Origin of the sequence: Streptomyces sp. NPDC058375 (assembly GCF_042723425.1) — a bacterium.
GTDB classification, from domain to species: domain Bacteria; phylum Actinomycetota; class Actinomycetes; order Streptomycetales; family Streptomycetaceae; genus Streptomyces; species Streptomyces durocortorensis.
This window is the reverse complement of record NZ_JBHXJG010000141.1, coordinates 1-19,119: the sequence shown is the minus strand read 5'-3', so window position 1 is coordinate 19,119 and position 19,119 is coordinate 1. Positions and strand designations below refer to the sequence as shown.

The 19,119-nt window shown below is 70.8% G+C and carries 14 protein-coding genes; 10 read left to right on the top strand and 4 right to left on the bottom strand.

The window, feature by feature from the left end; genetic code table 11:
* Positions 1-103: 103 nt before the first annotated feature.
* From ACFWM7_RS22005 to ACFWM7_RS21995, 3 genes are all read right to left on the bottom strand, one after another.
* Complete coding sequence (locus ACFWM7_RS22005; RefSeq protein WP_383263111.1) at positions 104-940, bottom strand: aldo/keto reductase; 837 nt, start codon at positions 938-940, stop codon at positions 104-106.
* Between the two features lie 81 nt (positions 941-1,021).
* Positions 1,022-2,821, bottom strand: a complete 1,800-nt coding sequence (locus ACFWM7_RS22000; RefSeq protein WP_383263109.1) for an AMP-dependent synthetase/ligase — start codon at positions 2,819-2,821, stop codon at positions 1,022-1,024.
* 295 nt (positions 2,822-3,116) lie between these two features.
* Positions 3,117-4,010, bottom strand: coding sequence for a LysR family transcriptional regulator (locus tag ACFWM7_RS21995; protein ID WP_383263108.1), 894 nt, complete (start codon positions 4,008-4,010; stop codon positions 3,117-3,119).
* A gap of 121 nt (positions 4,011-4,131) precedes the next feature.
* On the opposite strand from ACFWM7_RS21995, the gene ACFWM7_RS21990 reads away from it, so the two are divergent.
* Together ACFWM7_RS21990 and ACFWM7_RS21985 are read left to right on the top strand one after the other, a co-directional pair.
* Entirely contained in the window at positions 4,132-5,193 is a 1,062-nt protein-coding gene (locus ACFWM7_RS21990; RefSeq protein WP_383263106.1) for a bile acid:sodium symporter family protein, read from the top strand.
* A gap of 19 nt (positions 5,194-5,212) precedes the next feature.
* Positions 5,213-5,428: a DNA-binding protein gene (locus tag ACFWM7_RS21985; protein WP_383263105.1), complete on the top strand. Its 216-nt coding sequence runs from the start codon at positions 5,213-5,215 to the stop codon at positions 5,426-5,428.
* Between the two features lie 48 nt (positions 5,429-5,476).
* Here the strand turns inward: ACFWM7_RS21985 and fdhD are convergent, their stop codons facing one another.
* Entirely contained in the window at positions 5,477-6,328 is an 852-nt protein-coding gene (gene fdhD, locus ACFWM7_RS21980; RefSeq protein WP_383263103.1) for a formate dehydrogenase accessory sulfurtransferase FdhD, read from the bottom strand.
* A 222-nt stretch (positions 6,329-6,550) separates the two neighbouring features.
* Between fdhD and ACFWM7_RS21975 the strand changes: the two genes are divergently transcribed.
* The 8 genes from ACFWM7_RS21975 to ACFWM7_RS21940 all read left to right on the top strand — a co-directional run bounded on the left by ACFWM7_RS21975 (position 6,551) and on the right by ACFWM7_RS21940 (position 19,116).
* A complete protein-coding gene (locus ACFWM7_RS21975; RefSeq protein WP_205081673.1) occupies positions 6,551-7,510 on the top strand; it encodes a beta-ketoacyl-ACP synthase III in 960 nt (319 codons plus the stop codon).
* A gap of 147 nt (positions 7,511-7,657) precedes the next feature.
* A complete protein-coding gene (locus ACFWM7_RS21970; protein ID WP_383263101.1) occupies positions 7,658-8,839 on the top strand; it encodes an ROK family protein in 1,182 nt (393 codons plus the stop codon).
* A gap of 247 nt (positions 8,840-9,086) precedes the next feature.
* Positions 9,087-10,610 (top strand): sugar ABC transporter ATP-binding protein, encoded by a 1,524-nt coding sequence (locus tag ACFWM7_RS21965; RefSeq protein WP_383263099.1) that lies wholly within the window; start codon positions 9,087-9,089, stop codon positions 10,608-10,610.
* Positions 10,607-11,659 (top strand): ABC transporter permease, encoded by a 1,053-nt coding sequence (locus ACFWM7_RS21960; protein WP_383263098.1) that lies wholly within the window; start codon positions 10,607-10,609, stop codon positions 11,657-11,659. The genes ACFWM7_RS21965 and ACFWM7_RS21960 overlap by 4 nt, the downstream gene beginning before the upstream one ends.
* A gap of 92 nt (positions 11,660-11,751) precedes the next feature.
* On the top strand, positions 11,752-12,786 hold the full coding sequence (locus tag ACFWM7_RS21955; RefSeq protein ID WP_383263096.1) for a substrate-binding domain-containing protein: 1,035 nt from the start codon (positions 11,752-11,754) through the stop codon (positions 12,784-12,786).
* 149 nt (positions 12,787-12,935) lie between these two features.
* Positions 12,936-14,087, top strand: a complete 1,152-nt coding sequence (locus ACFWM7_RS21950; RefSeq protein ID WP_383263094.1) for a Gfo/Idh/MocA family protein — start codon at positions 12,936-12,938, stop codon at positions 14,085-14,087.
* Positions 14,088-14,103: 16 nt separating this feature from the next.
* Positions 14,104-15,108 carry a sugar phosphate isomerase/epimerase family protein gene (locus ACFWM7_RS21945; protein ID WP_383263092.1) on the top strand — a complete coding sequence of 335 codons (1,005 nt, stop codon included), beginning with the start codon at positions 14,104-14,106 and terminating at the stop codon, positions 15,106-15,108.
* A gap of 288 nt (positions 15,109-15,396) precedes the next feature.
* Positions 15,397-19,116 (top strand): ThuA domain-containing protein, encoded by a 3,720-nt coding sequence (locus ACFWM7_RS21940; RefSeq protein ID WP_383263090.1) that lies wholly within the window; start codon positions 15,397-15,399, stop codon positions 19,114-19,116.
* Positions 19,117-19,119: the final 3 nt, after the last annotated feature.

Below are 19,119 nucleotides of genomic sequence, written 5' to 3'. Positions count from 1 at the left end.
GTCCCACACCTCGTCGAGCAGCGGTGTGGTGATCAGGTCCAGGCATTCGGTGAGCAGGCGGCGGGTGGCCGGGGTGGGGGGCGCCGTCGTCGGCCGGGCGTGCTCAGGCGCCGACGTTGAACTCCGCCGGGTCGGGGCCGAGCCGCTTGCCCTCGTCCAGGGCCGCGAAGGCGGCGAGGTCGTCGGCGTCCAGCTCGAAGCCGAACACGTCGAGGTTCTCCTTGATCCGCGACGGGGTCACGGACTTCGGGATCACGATGTTGCCGGTCTGCAGGTGCCAGCGCAGCACCGCCTGGGCCGGGGTGCGGCCGTGCTTCTGGGCGATGGCGACGACCGTCGGCACCTCCAGCAGGCCCTTGCCCTGGCCTAGCGGCGACCACGCCTCGGTGGCGATGCCGTGATCGGCGTGGAAGGCGCGGGACTCGGCCTGCTGGAGCTGCGGGTGCAGCTCGATCTGGTTGACGGCCGGGACCACGGAGGTCTCGGCGAGCAGCCGCTTCAGGTGCTCGGGGTGGAAGTTCGACACACCGATGGCCTTCGCGCGGCCGTCGGCGAGGATCTTCTCGAACGCCTTGTACGTCTCGGTGTACGCGTCCTTCGCCGGGACCGGCCAGTGGATCAGGTACAGGTCGACGTAGTCCAGGCCGAGCTTCTCCAGCGAGGCGTCGAAGGCGCGCAGCGTGCTGTCGTGGCCCTGCTCGCTGTTCCACAGCTTTGTGGTGACGAAGAGCTCGTCGCGGGCGACGCCGGAGGCGGCGATGGCCTTGCCGGTGCCCGTCTCGTTCTCGTAGATCGCGGCGGTGTCGATGCTCCGGTACCCCGTCTCGATGGCCGTGGCGACCGCCTTCTCCGCCTCGTCGTCCGGCACCTGCCAGACACCGAAACCGAGCTGCGGCATGTCGAGGCCGTTGTTGAGGGTGATGGAGGGGACCTGGCTCACGAGCGGTCGATCCTAACGTCGTCGGTTGGTGACTCCCCACGACAACGACCGGGCGGGCCGAGGCATTCCCGCAGGCGGGAGTTAGTGGTACAGGGCGTCGACCTCGACCGCGTACGCCGTCTCGATCGCCTTCCGCTTCAGCTTCAAGGACGGGGTCAGCAGCCCCAGCTCCTCGGTGAACGGGTGGGCCAGGATCCGGAACGTACGGATGGACTCGGCCTGGGACACCGCCGTGTTGGCGGCCACCACCGCCCGGCGGACCTCCATCTCCAGGTCCGGATCCCGCACCAGGTCGGCCGGGCCGAGCGGCGTGCGGCCCTGCATCGACAGCCAGTGGTCCACGGACTCCTGGTCGACGGTGACGAGCGCCGCGATGTACGGGCGGTCGTTGCCGACGACGATGCACTGCGCCACCAGCGGATGCGCCCGTACGCGTTCTTCCAGACCGGCCGGGGAGACGCTCTTGCCGCCGGACGTCACCAGGATCTCCTTCTTCCGCCCGGTGATCGTCAGATAGCCGTCCCCGTCCAGCGCGCCGAGGTCCCCGGTCGCCAGCCAGCCGTCCTGCAACACCGCCCGGGTGGCCTCCGGATTCCCCAGATAGCCGGAGAACACGTTCGGCCCGTGCACCCACACCTCGCCGTCGTCCGCGATGTGCACCGACGCCCCCGGAATCGGCTGCCCGACCGTCCCGTACCGGGTGCGCTCGGGCGGATTCGCCGTCACGGCGGCGGTCGACTCGGTCAGCCCGTACCCCTCGAAGACCGTCACCCCGGCGCCCGCGAAGAACAGCCCGAGCCGGCGGTCCATGCCGGAGCCGCCCGACATCGCGTGCCGCACCCGGCCGCCCATCGCGTCACGGACCTTCTTGTACACGACCTTGTCGAAGAACTGGTGCTGCATCCGCAGCGCGGCCGAAGGGCCGGGGCCCTCCCCGAACGCCTTCAGCTCCAGGGCCTCGGCGTACTTCACCGCGATGTCGACGGCCTTGTCGAACGGCCCGGACCGGCCCTCCGCCTCCGCCTTGCGCCGGGCCCCGTTGAACACCTTCTCGAAGATGTACGGCACCGCCAGGATGAACGTCGGCCGGAACATCACCAGGTCCGGCATCAGCGCGTTCGCGGACAGCTCCGGCTGATGGCCGAGCTTGACCCGGCCACGGATCGCGGCGATCTCGACCATCCGCCCGAAGACATGGGCCAGCGGCAGGAAGAGGAGGGTGGCCGCCTCGTCGCCCGGCTTGGAATGGAACACCGGCTCCCAGCGCGCGACCATCGTGTCGCTCTCGAACATGAAGCTCGCGTGGGTGATCACACACCCCTTGGGGCGGCCCGTCGTCCCCGAGGTGTAGATGACGGTCGCCACGGAGTCGGGCGTCACCGCGCGCCGGTGCCGCTGCACCACCTCGTCGTCGATGCCCGCGCCCGCCCCGAGCAGCTCGTCCACCGCCCCGGCGTCCAGCTGCCACAGCCGCTTCAGATGCGGCAGCCGGTCGATCACCGAACCGACGGTCATCGCGTGGTCCTCGTGCTCGACCATCACCGCCACCACCTCGGCGTCGTGCAGCATCCACAGGACCTGCTCGGCGGAGGAGGTCGGGTAGATCGGCACCGACTGGGCCCCGACGGTCCAGAGCGCGAAGTCGAAGAGCGTCCACTCGTACCGCGTACGGGACATCAGCGCGACCCGGTCGCCGAACCGCACTCCGTGCGCGATCAGCCCCTTGGCCAGGGCCAGCACAGAATCCCGGAAGTCCCCGGCGGTCACATCGCGCCACTGGCCCCCGGCGTCCTTGCGGCCGAGCGCGACGCGGTGCGGATCGTCCTCCGCGTAGTCGAAGACCACATCGGCCAGACCGCCGACTTGAGGCGCCGCCGCCATGGGTGGGACAGTGAAATCGCGCAATGACATGCTCCTCGTGGCGCTCCGCACAGCGCCGCGACGCTACCCCAAGCGGGGGCCCGGCGGGAGGGGCTCGGAGCCTCCGCGCACCGAGTCGTCCGTGTGTCGTCCGCACAGGTCAACCGTCGAAATCCGGCCAGATGGGCAAGGCTCGGGCGTCCGGCCGGTCCAGTTCTGACCGAGGGGTAAGCGGCTCGCGCCGGAATCTCCACCGAATCCGCCCGCCGCGACCACCGCGTCACAGCGATCACCGCGCCGGTGGCCCGGACAGCGGCTACGGGCCCTCCCCGCCGCCCGTCCCGCGGTGCAGCCGGTCACCGCCCGCCAGGATCGCCGAGGCCAGCGCGTCGGCCGCCTCCTGGGCCGCGCCCCGCCGGTTCCCGTACAGCAGGACGAAGTCCACGCCGCCGAGCTCCGGCAGCCCCGCCCTGGCCGGCACCGGCACCAGACCCGGCGGGACCATCCCCCGGGAGTGCGCCATCACCCCCAGGCCCGCCCGCGCGGCAGCGACCAGGCCGCTCAGGCTCGTACTCGTGCAGGCGATCCGCCAGGCCCGCCCGTGCTCCTCCAGCACCTCCAGGGCGCGGGCCCGGGTGATGGCCGGTGGCGGAAAGACGACCAGCGGAACGGGGCGCTCCGGATCGAGGCGCAACTGCGGCGCGCCGATCCAGTCGAGCGCGTCCTGCCACATCAGCTCGCCGTGGGTGTCCCCGGTCCGCCGCTTGGCCAGCACCAGGTCCAGCCGGCCCGCCGCGAGCTGCCGGTGCAGCGTCCCGGACAGCTCCACCGTGAGCTGGAGCTCCACCTCCGGATGGTCACGGCGGAAGGACTCCAGGATCTCGGGGAGCCGGGTCAGCACGAAGTCCTCGGAGGCCCCGAACCGCAACCGCCCGCGCAGCCGGGTGCCCGCGAAGAACGCCGCGGCCCGCTCGTGGGCCGACAGGATCGACCCCGCGAAGCCGAGCATCGCCTCGCCGTCGTCCGTGAGGTCGACGCGATGGGTGTCCCGGGCGAACAACTGCCGTCCGGCCGCCTCCTCCAGCCGCCGCACGTGCTGGCTGACCGTGGACTGGCGGATCCCGAGCCTGCGTGCGGCCTGCGTGAAGCTCAGCGTCTGGGCCACCGCGAGGAAGGTACGCAGCTGGGCGGGGTCGTACGTGGTGTCCATACCGTGCACGTTATCGGGATCCGTGATGACAGTCAGAGCGGTATACCCGATTCCCGATGGGACGGTACGGGGGCAGGATGGACGCCGAAACGGATCCCCGACCTCCGGAGCAGGCCCGCCCATGTCCCGCCGCATCCCGCGATTGCCCTCCTGGCTGCCGGTCGACGCCTACGTCCTGGCCCTCGCCGCCACCGTGGCCCTCGCGGCGCTGCTGCCCGCCCGGGGGACCGCCGCCGACGTGGCGGGCGGGGCCTCCACCGGCGCGGTCGCCCTGCTGTTCTTCCTCTACGGGGCGCGGCTCTCCACCGCCGAGGCGCTCGACGGACTCAAGCACTGGCGCCTCCACCTCACCGTCCTGGCCTACACCTTCGTCGTCTTCCCGCTGCTGGGGCTGACGAGCGGCGGCCTCGTGCCGTACGTGCTGACGCCCGAGCTCCAGGCGGGCTTCCTCTTCCTGTGCCTGGTCCCCTCGACGATCCAGTCCTCCATCGCCTTCACCTCGATCGCCCGGGGCAACGTGCCCGCCGCGATCTGCGCCGGGTCCTTCTCCAGCCTCGCCGGGATTTTCGTGACCCCGCTGCTCGCCGCCCTGCTCCTCGGCTCGGCCGGGGGCGGGTTCTCGGCGGACTCCCTGTTGAAGATCGTCCTCCAACTGCTCGCCCCGTTCCTCGCCGGACAGCTGCTGCGCCGCTGGGTGGGCGGCTTCCTCACCCGGCACAAGAAGGTGCTCGGCCTGGTCGACCGCGGGTCGATCCTGCTCGTCGTCTACACCGCGTTCAGCGAGGGGATGGTCGCCGGGGTCTGGCACCAGGTCACCCCCGTCCGCCTCGGCGCGCTGCTCGCCGCCGAGGCCGTCCTGCTGGCGCTGATGCTCACCCTGAGCTGGTACGGGGGACGGCGGCTCGGGTTCGGCCGGGCGGACCGGATCGCCATCCAGTTCGCCGGGTCGAAGAAGAGCCTGGCGGCCGGGCTGCCGATGGCCGGCGTGATCTTCGGTGCGGACGCGAGCCTGGCCGTGCTGCCGCTGATGCTCTTCCACCAGATGCAGCTGATGGTCTGCGCGGTCGTCGCCAAGCGCCGCTCGCACGACCCCGAGGAGCCGCCGTCCCGGGACGACCCGGCGGGGCCCGCCGCTTCCGGCCCACTGTCGGACCCGGCCGTTACGGTAGCCGGTAGCCGGTAGCCCACAGCGAGGAAGCGCGATGAGTGACGAGAGCGGTACGCCCGCCGACGACTTTCCGCACGGAGCGGGCAACCCGGCCCGCAGCGCCCTGCGCGCGGCGGGCTACACCCGCCTCGCCCAGCTTCCCACCGTGACCGCGGCCGAGGTGCTGGCGCTCCACGGGGTCGGCCCGAAGGCGATCAGGGTGCTTCGCGAGGCGCTGGCCGCCGAGGGCCTGGCCTTCGCGGGGGAGTGAGCGACGGCTCCGTACAGGCGACCCGTCTCAGCCGACCCTGCCGGGGTCTCAGCCTCCCTGCCGGGCCGTCTCCTCCAGCGCGATCCGGTGCTCACCGGCGTACACGTTCATCGATGGTCCGCGCAGGAAGCCGACCAGCGTCAGTCCGCTCTCCGCCGCCAGGTCCACGGCCAGCGACGACGGCGCGGAGACCGCCGCGAGCACCGGGATCCCCGCCATCACGGCCTTCTGCGCCAGCTCGAACGAGGCCCGCCCCGACACCAGCAGAACGGCCCGCGACAGCGGCAGCCGGTGGTCCGTCAGCGCCCGCCCCACCAGCTTGTCGACCGCGTTGTGCCGGCCGACGTCCTCCCGTACGTCCAGCAGCTCGCCCTTCTCGGAGAACAGCGCGGCGGCGTGCAGGCCGCCCGTCCGGTCGAACACCCGCTGCGCGGCCCGCAACCGGTCCGGGAGGACGGACAGCAGCTCCGGGGCGACCCGCACCGGGGGAGCGTCGGCCACGGGGTGCCGGGTGGTCGTGCGGACCGCGTCCAGGCTGGCCTTGCCGCACAGACCGCAGGAGGAGGTCGTGTAGACGTTGCGCTCCAGCGTGATGTCGGGGACCTCGACCCCGGGCGCGAGCTTCACGTCCACCACGTTGTAGGTGTTCACGCCGTCCGCCGTCGCCCCGGCGCAGTAGACGATCGACTGGACCTCGTCGCCCTCGGCGATCACCCCCTCGCTGACCAGGAAGCCCGCGGCCAGCGCGAAATCGTCGCCCGGAGTCCGCATGGTGATGGCCAGCGGCCGGCCGTTCAGCCGGATCTCCAGGGGCTCCTCCGCCACCAGGGTGTCCGCGCGGGAGGAGACGGCACCGTCCCGGATGCGAAGGGTGCGGCGGCGTTCGGTGACCCGTCCCATAGAGCTGAACCCGATTCTGTCCGTGTGCGGCCTGTTCGTTTCTCCGGTTCATTGTCCGGCACGCGCACCCGGCGTGTCGCAGCCACCCGTACAGCACGCTGACCAGGGAGTTGTCAATGCTCCAACGTGTGGGCCCGATTCCTGTGGGATCACGTGCCCCCGTACCCGGCGGTAGCGACCAAGACTGGTTGTTTCCTGCCCTACCCGACGATGGGAACCCGTATGACCGGCTCACGTGTCGTGGCGCTCGGCCACTACCAGCCCGCCAAGGTGCTCACCAACGACGATCTGGCGGCCATGGTCGACACGAGCGACGAGTGGATCACCAGCCGGGTCGGCATCAAGACCCGCCACGTCGGAGGGCCCGAGGAGCCGGTGGACGAGATGGCCGCGCACGCGGGGGCCAAGGCGCTGGCCACGGCCGGGCTGGCTCCCTCGGACATCGATCTGGTCCTCGTCGCCACCTCCACCGCGATCGACCGGTCCCCGAGCATGGCTGCCCGGGTCGCGGCCCGGCTCGGCATGGGCTCGCCCGCCGTGATGGACATCAACGTGGTGTGCTCCGGCTTCACGCACGCGCTGGCCACCGCCGACCACGCGATCCGGGCCGGCGCGGCGACCCGGGCCCTGGTCATCGGCGCCGACAAGATGGCCGACATCGCGGACTGGACCGACCGCTCCACCTGCGTCCTGCTCGGCGACGGAGCGGGCGCGGCGGTCGTCACCGCCGACCCGGCCGCCCCCGACACCCCGGACGGGCCCGGCATCGGACCGGTGCTGTGGGGTTCCGTGCCGGAGATGGGCAACGCGGTCCGGATCGAGGGGACGCCGCCGCGCTTCGCGCAGGAGGGGCAGTCCGTCTACCGCTGGGCCACCACCCAGCTCCCCCCGATCGCCCGCCGGGTATGCGAGAAGGCGGGCATCGCCCCGGAGGACCTGGGCGCGGTCGTCCTGCACCAGGCCAACCTGCGGATCATCGAGCCGGTCGCCCGCAAGATCGGCGCGGTCAACGCCGTCATCGCCCGGGACGTGGTGGACTCCGGCAACACCTCCGCCGCCTCCATCCCGATGGCGCTGTCCAAGCTGGTCGAGCGCGGCGAGATCGCCTCCGGCGCGCCCGTCCTCCTCTTCGGCTTCGGCGGAAACCTCTCCTACGCGGGCCAGGTCATCCGCTGCCCCTGACCGTATCCCGAGCATCTTTGTCCTGAGTGTGGAAAAAGTTGGCGCGGATTCCTGCGCAACTTCTTCCCACTCCGGGAAAGCGCTGCTACGTTCCCCTCGAAAGCCCGACGGACTGGCCGATGTGGCGGGGAGGGACGCGTGAGACGTATGACGGCACGACCCGCGAACGCGCATCAGGCGCGGCTGCTCCGGCTGCTGCGCGACGGGGGCCCCAACTCCCGTGCGCAACTGGGTGATCAGGTCGAGCTGTCGCGCTCGAAGCTCGCCGTCGAGGTGGACCGGCTCCTGGAGACCGGCCTGGTGGTGGCCGACGGACTCGCCGCATCGCGCGGCGGGCGCCGCTCGCACAACATCCGGCTCGCCCCCGAACTGCGCTTCCTCGGCGTCGACATCGGCGCCACCTCGATAGATGTGGCCGTCACCAACGCGGAGTTGGAGGTACTGGGACACCTCAACCACCCGATGGACGTGCGCGAGGGGCCTGTCGCCGTCTTCGAGCAGGTCCTGTCGCTGGCCGCCAAACTGCGGGCCTCCGGGCTCGCCGAAGGCTTCGACGGCGCGGGCATCGGGGTTCCCGGCCCCGTCCGCTTCCCCGAGGGCGTGCCGGTCGCGCCGCCGATCATGCCCGGCTGGGACGGGTTCCCGGTCCGCGAGGCGCTCAGCCAGGAGCTGGGCTGCCCCGTCATGGTCGACAACGACGTGAACCTCATGGCGATGGGGGAGCAGCACGCGGGCGTCGCCCGTTCCGTGGGCGACTTCCTCTGCGTCAAGATCGGTACGGGTATCGGCTGCGGCATCGTCGTCGGCGGCGAGGTCTACCGCGGTACGACCGGCAGCGCCGGCGACATCGGGCACATCCAGGTCGACCCCGACGGCCGGCCCTGCGCCTGCGGCAACAAGGGCTGCCTGGAAGCCCACTTCAGCGGCGCGGCGCTCGCCCGCGACGCCGAGGACGCCGCCCGGGAGGGCCGCTCACCTGAACTCGCCGCCCGGTTGGAGGCGGCGGGACGCCTCACCGCCGCCGACGTGGCGGCCGCCGCCGCTGCCGGGGACGGAGCCGCGCTCGACCTGATCCGCGAAGGCGGCAACCGGCTCGGCCAGGTGATCGCGAGCCTGGTCAGCTTCTTCAATCCCGGTCTGGTGGTGATCGGCGGCGGGGTCACCGGCCTCGGTCACAACCTCCTCGCCAGTGTCCGCACCCAGGTCTACAAGCAGTCCCTGCCCCTGGCCACCGGCAATCTCCCCATCGTGCTGGGCGAGTTGGGGCCCACCGCCGGAGTGATCGGCGCGGCCCGGCTCATCAGCGACCACCTCTTCTCCCCGGCCTGACCCCAGGCCGTACGACGCACCACGGAACCACCCCGTCAGCAGCCGTACGCACCCCGCACCACGGAACCACCTCCCGTCAGCAGCCGTACGCACCCCGCACCACGGAACCACCTCCCGTCAGCAGCCGTTCGCGGTGCCGCCGGCTCCACGGCACCTCCAGCCCTGCGCCCTGTCCGCTCACCGGCCCTCCCCGGCCCTCGGCACCCGCCCGAGCAGGGGAGACCCCATTCGCCGAGGGGATTTCGTCATGGCACCAGAACCACCCCTGCTCACCATGTCCGGCATCACCAAGCTCTTCCCGGGCGTCCGCGCCCTGGACGGCGTCGACCTGGAAGTCCAGGCCGGCGAGGTCCACTGCCTCCTCGGCCAGAACGGTGCGGGCAAGTCCACCCTCATCAAGGTGCTCGCCGGAGCCCACCAGCCCAACGACGGCGAGATCACCTGGCACGGCGAGAAGGTCCAGCTCAAGTCGCCGATCGCCGCCATGCGCCTGGGCATCGCCACCATCTACCAGGAACTCGACCTGGTAGAGGACCTCTCGGTCGCCGAGAACGTCTTCCTCGGCCACGAGCCGACCAGCGCCGGCTTCATCGTCCGTACGGGCCAGGGGCGCGCCGCCGCGAAAGCGCTGCTGGCCCGCCTCGGACACCCGGAGATCGACCCCGCCCGGCACGTCGGCGACCTCTCCGCCGCCCAGCAGCAGATCGTCTCCATGGCGCGGGCGCTCTCCCACGACGTCCGGCTCATCGTCATGGACGAGCCCTCCGCCGCCCTCGACCCCGACGAGGTCGACAACCTCTTCCGCATCGTCGAGGGCCTCACCGCCGACGGGGTCGCCGTCGTCTACATCTCGCACCGCCTGGAGGAGATCCGCCGCATCGGCGACCGGGTCACCGTCATCAAGGACGGCCGGACCGTGGCCGTCGGACTGCCCGCCGCCGACACCCCGACGCGCGACATCGTTGCCATGATGACCGGCCGCGACGTCGCCTATGTCTTCCCGCCCCGCCCCGAGGAGCCGCCGGCCACCACCGCGGAACCCGTACTCCGGGTCCAAGGCCTCTCCCGCAAGGGCGAGTTCGCCCCCGTCGACCTCGAACTGCGCCCCGGCGAGATCGTCGGCCTCGCCGGACTCGTCGGCTCGGGCCGCTCGGAGATCCTGGAGACGATCTACGGAGCCCGCAAGGCGAGCACCGGAACCGTCACCGTCGCGGGCAAGCAGCTCCGCCCCGGCAGCGTCCGCGCCGCCGTCGCCGCCGGTATCGGCCTCGCCCCCGAGGAACGCAAGGCGCAGGCCCTGCTGATGACCGAGTCGGTCACCCGTAACGTCTCCGTCTCCTCCCTCTCCCGCTTCGCCCGGATCGGCTGGATCGACCGGGGCGGGGAGCGGAAGTCCGCACAGAGCGCCACTCGGGAACTGCAGATGCGGCCCGACAACCCGGACGCCGCGGTCCGCACCCTCTCCGGCGGCAACCAGCAGAAAGCCGTCCTCGCCCGCTGGCTGCTGCGCGGCTGCCGGGTCCTGCTGCTGGACGAACCGACCCGTGGCGTCGACGTCGGCGCCCGCGCCGAGCTCTACGCCGTGATCCGCCGGCTGGCCGACGAAGGCCTCGCCGTTCTGCTCGTCTCCAGCGAAGTGCCCGAAGTCCTGGGCCTCGCCGACCGGGTGCTGGTCCTCCGGGAGGGCGAAGTGGTCCACACGGCCCTCGCCCAGGAGCTCGACGAGCACCGCGTACTCGACCTCGTGATGGAAGGGAGCCCGACGCCATGACACAGCCCGCCCCGTCGGCGCAGCACAACGGGCCGGACAAGGGGACGCTCACCGCCCCCTCCGACACACCGCCCTCGAAGTCGGGCGGTGGCAGGCCGGCTCTCGGTCTGCGGCTCGACGTCCGGATCCTGTCCCTGCTCGGCGTCCTCGCCGCGCTGGTCCTGGTCGGCGGCATCACCGAACCGGACGCCTTCCTGGACACCGGGAATCTCCAGCTGATCCTGACCCAGGCCTCCGTCATCGGTGTCGTCACCGTCGGCATGACCTTCGTCATCATCAGCGGCGGCATCGACCTCTCCGTCGGAGCGATGGTCGCCCTCGCCTCGGTGTGGGCGACGACCCTGGCCACCCAGGAGTACGGCTTCGCGGGCATCGCGTTCACCGCGGTGATCGTCGGCCTCGCCGCCGGGCTCGTGAACGGCGTCCTCATCGCGTACGGCGGCATGGTCCCGTTCATCGCGACGCTGGCCATGCTCGCCTCGGCCCGCGGTCTCGCCCTCCAGATCACCGACGGCAAGACCCAGATCGTCACCGTGGACTCGGTCCTCGACCTCGGCCTGCCCGACTCCTACATCCTCGGGATCCCACCGCTGGTCATCATGTTCGCCGTGGTCACGGTCGTCGGCTGGCTGATCCTCAACCGGACCACCTTCGGCCGCCGCACGGTCGCCGTCGGCGGCAACGCGGAGGCCGCCCGGCTCGCCGGGATCGACGTCCGCCGCCAGCGCCTGTACCTCTACGTGCTGTCCGGACTGTGCTGCGGGATCGCCGCCTTCATGCTGATCGTGCTGGCCGGCTCCGGCCAGAACACCAACGGCGACCTGTACGAGCTCGACGCCATCGCCGCCGCGATCATCGGCGGAACCCTGCTCAGCGGCGGCCGGGGCACGATCGTCGGCTCCGTCCTCGGCGTCCTGATCTTCACCACGATCACCAACATCTTCGCGCTCAACAACCTCCAGAGCGACGTCCAGCAGATCGCCAAGGGCGCGATCATCGTCGCCGCCGTCCTGGTCCAACGCCGCACCATGCGCGGCCGGGAGACCTGACCGGCGCCGGCCGCCCCGGATCCCCCGGCACCGATACGAACCCCCCGCACCCGCACCTCGTACGCACCCACCGGATGAAGGGTCAGACCGTCATGCCAGAAACCAGCCGCAGAGGCCTGTTGTTCGGAACCGCCGCCGTCTCGGCGGGCGCGCTCCTCACCGCCTGCACCAGCAACGAGCCGAAGAAGACCGAGCCCGCCGGCAACAGCGCCCCCGCCGACGACAAGCCCGGCAAGGCCGTCACCATCGGCTTCGCCGGACCGCAGGCCGACCACGGCTGGCTCAACGCGATCAACGTCAACGCCAAGTCCCGGGCGGAGACGTACTCCGACGTCACCCTGGAGACCACCGAGGGCTCCAACGACACCGCCGCCCAGATCGGCCAGATCAAGACCCTCATCAACAAGAAGGTCGACGTTCTCGTCATCCTCCCCGCCGACGGCAAGGCGCTCACCCAGGTCGGCCTGGAGGCGATGAGGGCAGGCATCCCCGTCGTCAACCTGGACCGCATCTTCGCCTCTCCGCAGGCCTACCGATGCTGGGTCGGCGGCGACAACTACGGCATGGGTCTCAACGCCGGGCACTACATCGGCGAGCAGCTCAAGGACAAGGCGAACGCCAAGGTCGTCGAGCTCTCGGGCCCTGACAACCTGGAGCTGACCAAGCAGCGCAGCCAGGGCTTCGCCGACGCCCTCAAGAACTACTCCAACATCAAGATGGTGGCCCGTCAGGCAGCCGACTTCACCGTCGAGTCGGGCCAGGCCAAGATGGCCCAGCTCCTCCAGGCCCAGAAGCAGTTCGACGCCCTGTGGAACCACGACGACGACCAGGGCGTCGGTGCGCTGCGCGCCATCAAGCAGGCGGGCCGCGACGAGTTCATCATGGTCGGCGGCGCCGGCGCCAAGTCCGCGATGGACGCCATCAAGGCCGACGACTCGGTCATCAAGGCGACCGTCCTCTACCCGCCGACGATGGCCGCGTCCGCCATCGACCTGGCCCGGGCGCTCGGCCAGTCCAAGGGTGTCAGCGGCCTCTCCGAGATGGAGATCCCGACCTCCCTGACCCTGTACTCCGCGGTCGTGACGAAGGACAACATCGACCAGTACCTGCCGACGGGCTTCAACTGACCGGGACTCCGGGGGATGCGGAGAGCGCGTCCCCCGGCCCGTTACCGCACACCGATGAGGAGGAAGTCCGCATGGCCCGTAGTCAAGAGTCGGAAACGCAAGCCCCAGCACCGCCGCCGCGGCAGGCGCCGGGAACGCTCGGGGTCGGCATGGTCGGATACGCGTTCATGGGCGCAGCCCACTCCCAGGGGTGGCGCACCGCCGGACACGTCTTCGACCTGCCCCTGCGGCCCGCTCTCGCCGCGATCTGCGGACGCGACCGTGCGGCGGTCGACGCCGCCGCTGCCCGGCACGGCTGGGCGGCGGCGGAGACCGACTGGCGGGCCCTGATCGCCCGGGACGACGTCCAGCTGATCGACATCTGCACCCCCGGCGACAGCCACGCGGAGATCGCCATCGCCGCCCTGGAGGCGGGCAAGCACGTCCTGTGCGAGAAGCCGCTCGCCAACACCGTCGCCGAGGCCGAGGCCATGGTCCGCGCCGCCGAGGCGGCCGCCGCCCGGGGCCAGGTGGCGATGGTGGGCTTCAACTACCGCAAGGTGCCCGCGATCTCCTACGCCCGGCAGCTCATCGCCGAGGGCCGGCTCGGGCCGCTGCGCCATGTGCGGGCCACCTACCTCCAGGACTGGCTGGTCGACCCGGCGTCCCCGCTCACCTGGCGGCTCAAGCGCGAGCACGCCGGGTCCGGCGCGCTCGGGGACCTCGGGGCGCACATCGTCGACCTCGCCCAGTACCTCGCGGGTGAACTCCTCACCGGGGTGTCGGCCGTCAGTGAGACCTTCGTACGGGAGCGGCCCCTGCTCGCCGGGGCGTCGGCCGGGCTCTCCGGCAGCGCCGACACGGTGGAGCGGGGCGAGGTGACCGTCGACGACGCGGCGATCTTCACCGGCCGCCTCGCCTCCGGCGCGCTCGCCTCCTTCGAGGCGACCCGGATGGCGGCGGGACGCAAGAACGCCCTGCGGCTGGAGATCAACGGGGAGCTGGGCTCGCTCGCCTTCGACCTGGAGCGGCTCAACGAGCTGTCCTTCCACGACCACACCGAACCCGCGCCTACCGCCGGCTTCCGCCGCATCCTCGTCACCGAGCCCGAACACCCCTACCTGGAGGCCTGGTGGCCGCCGGGCCACGGCCTCGGCTACGAGCACACCTTCGTCCACCAGGCCCGCGACGTGGTCCGCACGATCGCCGAAGGGGCCGCGCCCGTACCGTCGTTCGCGGACGGCCTCCAGGTGCAGCGGGTGCTCGCCGCCGTCGAGGACAGCGCCGCCAAGAACTCCGTCCACACCCCGGTCCCGTCCTAGGAGGTAGTTCGCCCCCATGCCCCGACCCTTCACACTCTTCACCGGCCAGTGGGCCGACCTCCCGCTGGAGGAGGTCTGCCGCCACGCCCGGGACTTCGGCTACGACGGGCTCGAACTCGCCTGCTGGGGAGACCACTTCGAGGTCGACAAGGCGCTGGCCGACCCGGGCTATCTGGACACCCGGCACCAACTGCTCGACAAGTACGGGCTGAAGTGCTTCGCGATATCCAACCACCTGGTCGGACAGGCCGTCTGCGACAACCCGATCGACGAACGCCACCAGGGCATCGTCCCCGCCCGCATCTGGGGCGACGGCGAGCCCGAGGGCGTACGGCAGCGGGCCGCCGCCGAGATCGCCGACACCGCGCGGGCCGCCGCCGCCTTCGGCGTGGACACCGTCATCGGGTTCACCGGGTCCTCGATCTGGCACCTCGTCGCGATGTTCCCGCCCGTCCCGCCGCACATGATCGAGCGGGGCTACGAGGACTTCGCCGAGCGGTGGAACCCGATCCTGGACGTCTTCGACGCCGAGGGGGTGCGCTTCGCCCACGAGGTGCACCCGAGCGAGATCGCGTACGACTACTGGACCACCAAGCGCGCGCTCGAAGCGGTCGACCACCGGCCCGCGTTCGGGCTGAACTTCGACCCGAGCCACTTCGTCTGGCAGGACCTCGACCCGGTCGGCTTCCTCTACGACTTCCGCGACCGGATCTACCACGTGGACTGCAAGGAGGCCCGCAAACGCCTCGACGGCCGCAACGGCCGCCTCGGCTCGCATCTGCCGTGGGGCGACCCCCGGCGCGGCTGGGACTTCGTCTCCGCCGGTCACGGTGACGTGCCCTGGGAGGACGTCTTCCGGATGCTCCGGTCCATCGGCTACGAGGGCCCGGTCTCCGTCGAGTGGGAGGACGCCGGCATGGACCGGCTGCACGGGGCGCCGGAAGCGCTTGCCAGCCTCAAGCGGTTCGACTTCGACCCGCCGTCGGCCTCCTTCGACGCGGCCTTCGGCGGCGGCGAGTAGCTCGCACGACTCTGCCCCGGGGGCATGAACCGGTCCACCGGCCCCGCCCCCGGGGCTGCCTCGCCCTGCCCGAAAACCTCTTTGTCCTGACGGAAGCAGAAGTTCGACTTACCTGTTGCACAAGGGCTTTCCGTCGAGGACGAACAGGTCTACCGTCCATTTCGTGTACACGACATGACTCGCGTCACCGGGGTCGCTCCCGTCTCCGGTGACGCACGCGCGGCAGTCCCCGCGCGGCACGGCACGGCTACACCCGCCCGTACAACCGGCACTCTCCGGAGGACCTACGTGCACAGAACAAGAAAGCGGCTCCCGGCCCGGACCCGCGTCCGAAAGACCCTCGCGCTGTTCACCGGCGGCCTGCTCGCCGCCGCGACCCTGACCCTCGGCTCCGCCCCCGGCGCCACCGCCCACCCGGGCCACCCCGGGCACGAGGAGCCCGTCGCGGAGGACTTCCAGCAAGTCACCCTCGCCAAGGGCGCCGAGGAGACCGGCGAGCCCATGTCGCTCGCCGTCCTCCCCGACCGCAGCGTGCTGCACACCTCGCGCAGCGGCGAGCTGCGGATCACCGACAGCGCCGGCAACACCAAGATCTCCGGCACCCTCCCCGTGTACACGCACGACGAGGAAGGCCTCCAAGGCGTCGGCGTCGACCCGGACTTCGCCGAGAACCGGGCCATCTACCTCTTCTACGCACCCCCGATGGACACCCCGGCGGGCGACGCCCCGGAGACCGGCACAGCCGCCGACTTCGCGAAGTTCGAGGGCGTCAACCGGCTCTCACGCTTCGTCCTCAACGAGGACGGCACCCTCGACACCGCCAGCGAGAAGAAGGTCCTGGACGTCGCCACCTCGCGCGGCACGTGCTGCCACGTCGGCGGTGACATCGACTTCGACGCCGAAGGCAACCTCTACCTCTCCACCGGCGACGACACCAACCCCTTCGCCTCCGACGGCTTCACCCCGATCGACGAACGCCCCGACCGCAACCCGGCGTTCGACGCCCGCCGCACCTCGGGCAACACCAACGACCTGCGCGGCAAGATCCTGCGCATCAAGGTCGCCGACGACGGCTCGTACACCATCCCCGAGGGCAACCTCTTCGAGCCGGGCACGGACAAGACGCGGCCCGAGATCTACGCGATGGGCTTCCGCAACCCCTTCCGCTTCTCCGTCGACCAGGCCACCGGCACCGTGTACGTCGGTGACTACGGCCCCGACGCGGGCGCGGCCGACCCCAAGCGCGGGCCGTCCGGCAAGGTCGAGTTCGCCCGGGTGACGAAGGCCGCCAACTTCGGCTGGCCCTTCTGCGTCGGCGACAACGAGCCGTACATCGACTACGACTTCGCCACCAAGGCATCGGGCGCCGCCTTCGACTGCGCCGCCCCGAAGAACGAGTCGCCGCACAACACCGGCCTCGTCGACCTGCCGCCGGCCGAGGCCGCGTGGATCCCGTACGACGGCGGTTCGGTGCCCGAGTTCGGCACCGGCTCCGAGTCCCCGATGGGCGGCCCGGTCTACCGCTACGACGCGGACCTCGACTCCCCGGTCAAGTTCCCCGAGGCCTACGACGGCGACTTCTTCGCCGGTGAGTTCGGCCGCCAGTGGATCAAGCGCATCGAGCAGGACGCCGACGGCGGCGTCCAGTCCATCAACGACGTCCCCTGGTCCGGCACCCAGATCATGGACATGGCCTTCGGCCCGGACGGGGCGCTCTACGTCCTCGACTACGGCCTCGCCTGGTTCGGCGGCGACGAGAACTCCGCGCTCTACCGCATCGAGAACGCCACCGGAGGCCGCTCGCCCATCGCCGAGGCCTCGGCGAACAAGACGTCGGGCACCGCGCCGCTGAAGGTGAAGTTCTCCTCGGCCGGCACGGCGGACGGCGACGACGACCCACTGACGTACTCCTGGGACTTCGGCGACGGCGGGACCTCCACCGCCGCCAACCCCACGTACACGTACAAGAAGAACGGCACCTACACCGCCACCCTCACCGCCGAGGACCCGACCGGCCGCACCGGCTCCGCCAGCGTCCACGTCACCGTCGGCAACACCGCCCCGACCGTGGAGCTGGTGCTCCCCGAGGACGGGCAGCTCTTCGAGTTCGGTGACTCCGTGCCGTTCAAGGTGAACGTCAGCGACCCGGAGGACGGGACCATCGACTGCACTAAGGTCGAGGTCAAGTTCACCCTGGGCCACGACAGCCACGGCCACGACATCACCACCGAGCACGGCTGCGAGGGCACCATCAAGACCGCCATGGAAGGCGGTCACGACCCCAACGCCAACATCTACGGCGGCATCTCGGCCTCGTACACCGACAACGGTGGTGGCGGCCAGGCCAAGCTGACCGGCAAGGACGCCTCCCGGCTCCAGCCCAAGCACCGCCAGGCCGAGCACTTCGACGACTCCTCCGGCGTCACCACGCCGAACAAGTCCAGTGCGCACGGCGGAAAGACCGTCGGCGACATCCACAACGACGACTGGATCTCCTTCGACACCTACGTCCTCGGCAACACCACCAAGCTGACCGCCCGGGTCTCCTCGGCCGGCTCCGGCGGCTTCCTCGAAGTCCGCGCGGGCTCGCCCACCGGCAAGATCCTCGGCTCGGGCCCGGTGCCGGTGACCGGCAGCTGGGACACCTTCCAGGACGTCGACATCCCGCTGCGCGGCGCGCCGAAGAAGCAGACGGAACTCTTCCTCGTCTTCAAGGGCGGCGACGGAGCGCTCTACGACGTCGACGACTTCGAACTGTCCAACACGCCGGTCGACAAGACCGCCAAGCGTGTCCTGGTCTTCTCCAAGACCGCCGGCTTCCGCCACGACTCGATCCCCGCGGGCATCGAGGCCCTGAAGGAGATCGGCAAGGACACCAACATCACGGTCGACTCCACCGAGTCCGCCGCCCAGTTCACCACCAGCAACCTGGCCCGCTACGACGCCGTCGCGTTCCTCTCCACCACCGGTGACGTGCTCAACGCCGAGCAGCAGAAGGCGTTCGAGAACTACGTGGCCACCGGCGGCGGTTACGTCGGCATCCACGCGGCCGCCGACACCGAGTACGACTGGGAGTTCTACGGCGGCCTCGTCGGCGCCTACTTCGACTCGCACCCGCAGATCCAGCCCGCCACCGTCCGCGTCGAGGACCACGACCACCCCGCGACCGCCCACCTGGACGAGGAGTGGCAGCGCACCGACGAGTGGTACAACTACGGCACCAACCCCCGGGACAAGGCCAAGGTTCTCGCCACGCTCGACGAGACCACCTACACCGGCGGGAACATGAAGGGCGATCACCCGATCTCCTGGTGCCAGACCTACGAGGGTGGCCGCTCCTTCTACACCGGGCTCGGCCACACCAAGGAGTCCTACGCCGAACCGGCCTTCCGCAGCCACGTCCTGGGCGGCCTGCGTTACGCCACCGGCCAGGTCAAGGCCGACTGCAAGCCGGACACCGACTACCGGCCGATCTTCAACGGCAAGACGCTGGACGGGTGGAAGCAGGCGGGCCCGGGGAAGTTCTCCGTCAAGGACGGCGCCCTGCACTCCGAGGGCGGCATGGGTCTACTCACCTACCAGGCCAAGGAGCTGAAGTCGTACTCGCTGAAGCTCGACTGGAAGATGGCCGGCGACGACAACTCCGGCATCTTCGTGGGCTTCCCGGAGTCCGACGACCCCTGGTCGGCGGTCGACAACGGGTACGAGATCCAGATCGACGCCACCGACGCCGCCGACCGCACCACCGGCGCCGTCTACACCTTCAAGTCCGCCAACATCAAGGCCCGTGACCGCGTCCTGCGGCCGCCGGGGCAGTGGAACAGCTACGAGATCAAGGTCCAGGGCGAACGTCTGCAGATCTTCCTCAACGGAGCGAAGATCAACGACTTCACCAACACCGACCCGGCCCGCAGTCTGAAGGACGGCTACATCGGCCTCCAGAACCACGGAGCCGACGACCAGGTGTCCTTCCGCAACATCCAACTGAAGGAGCTGCCCTCGAAGTAGGGC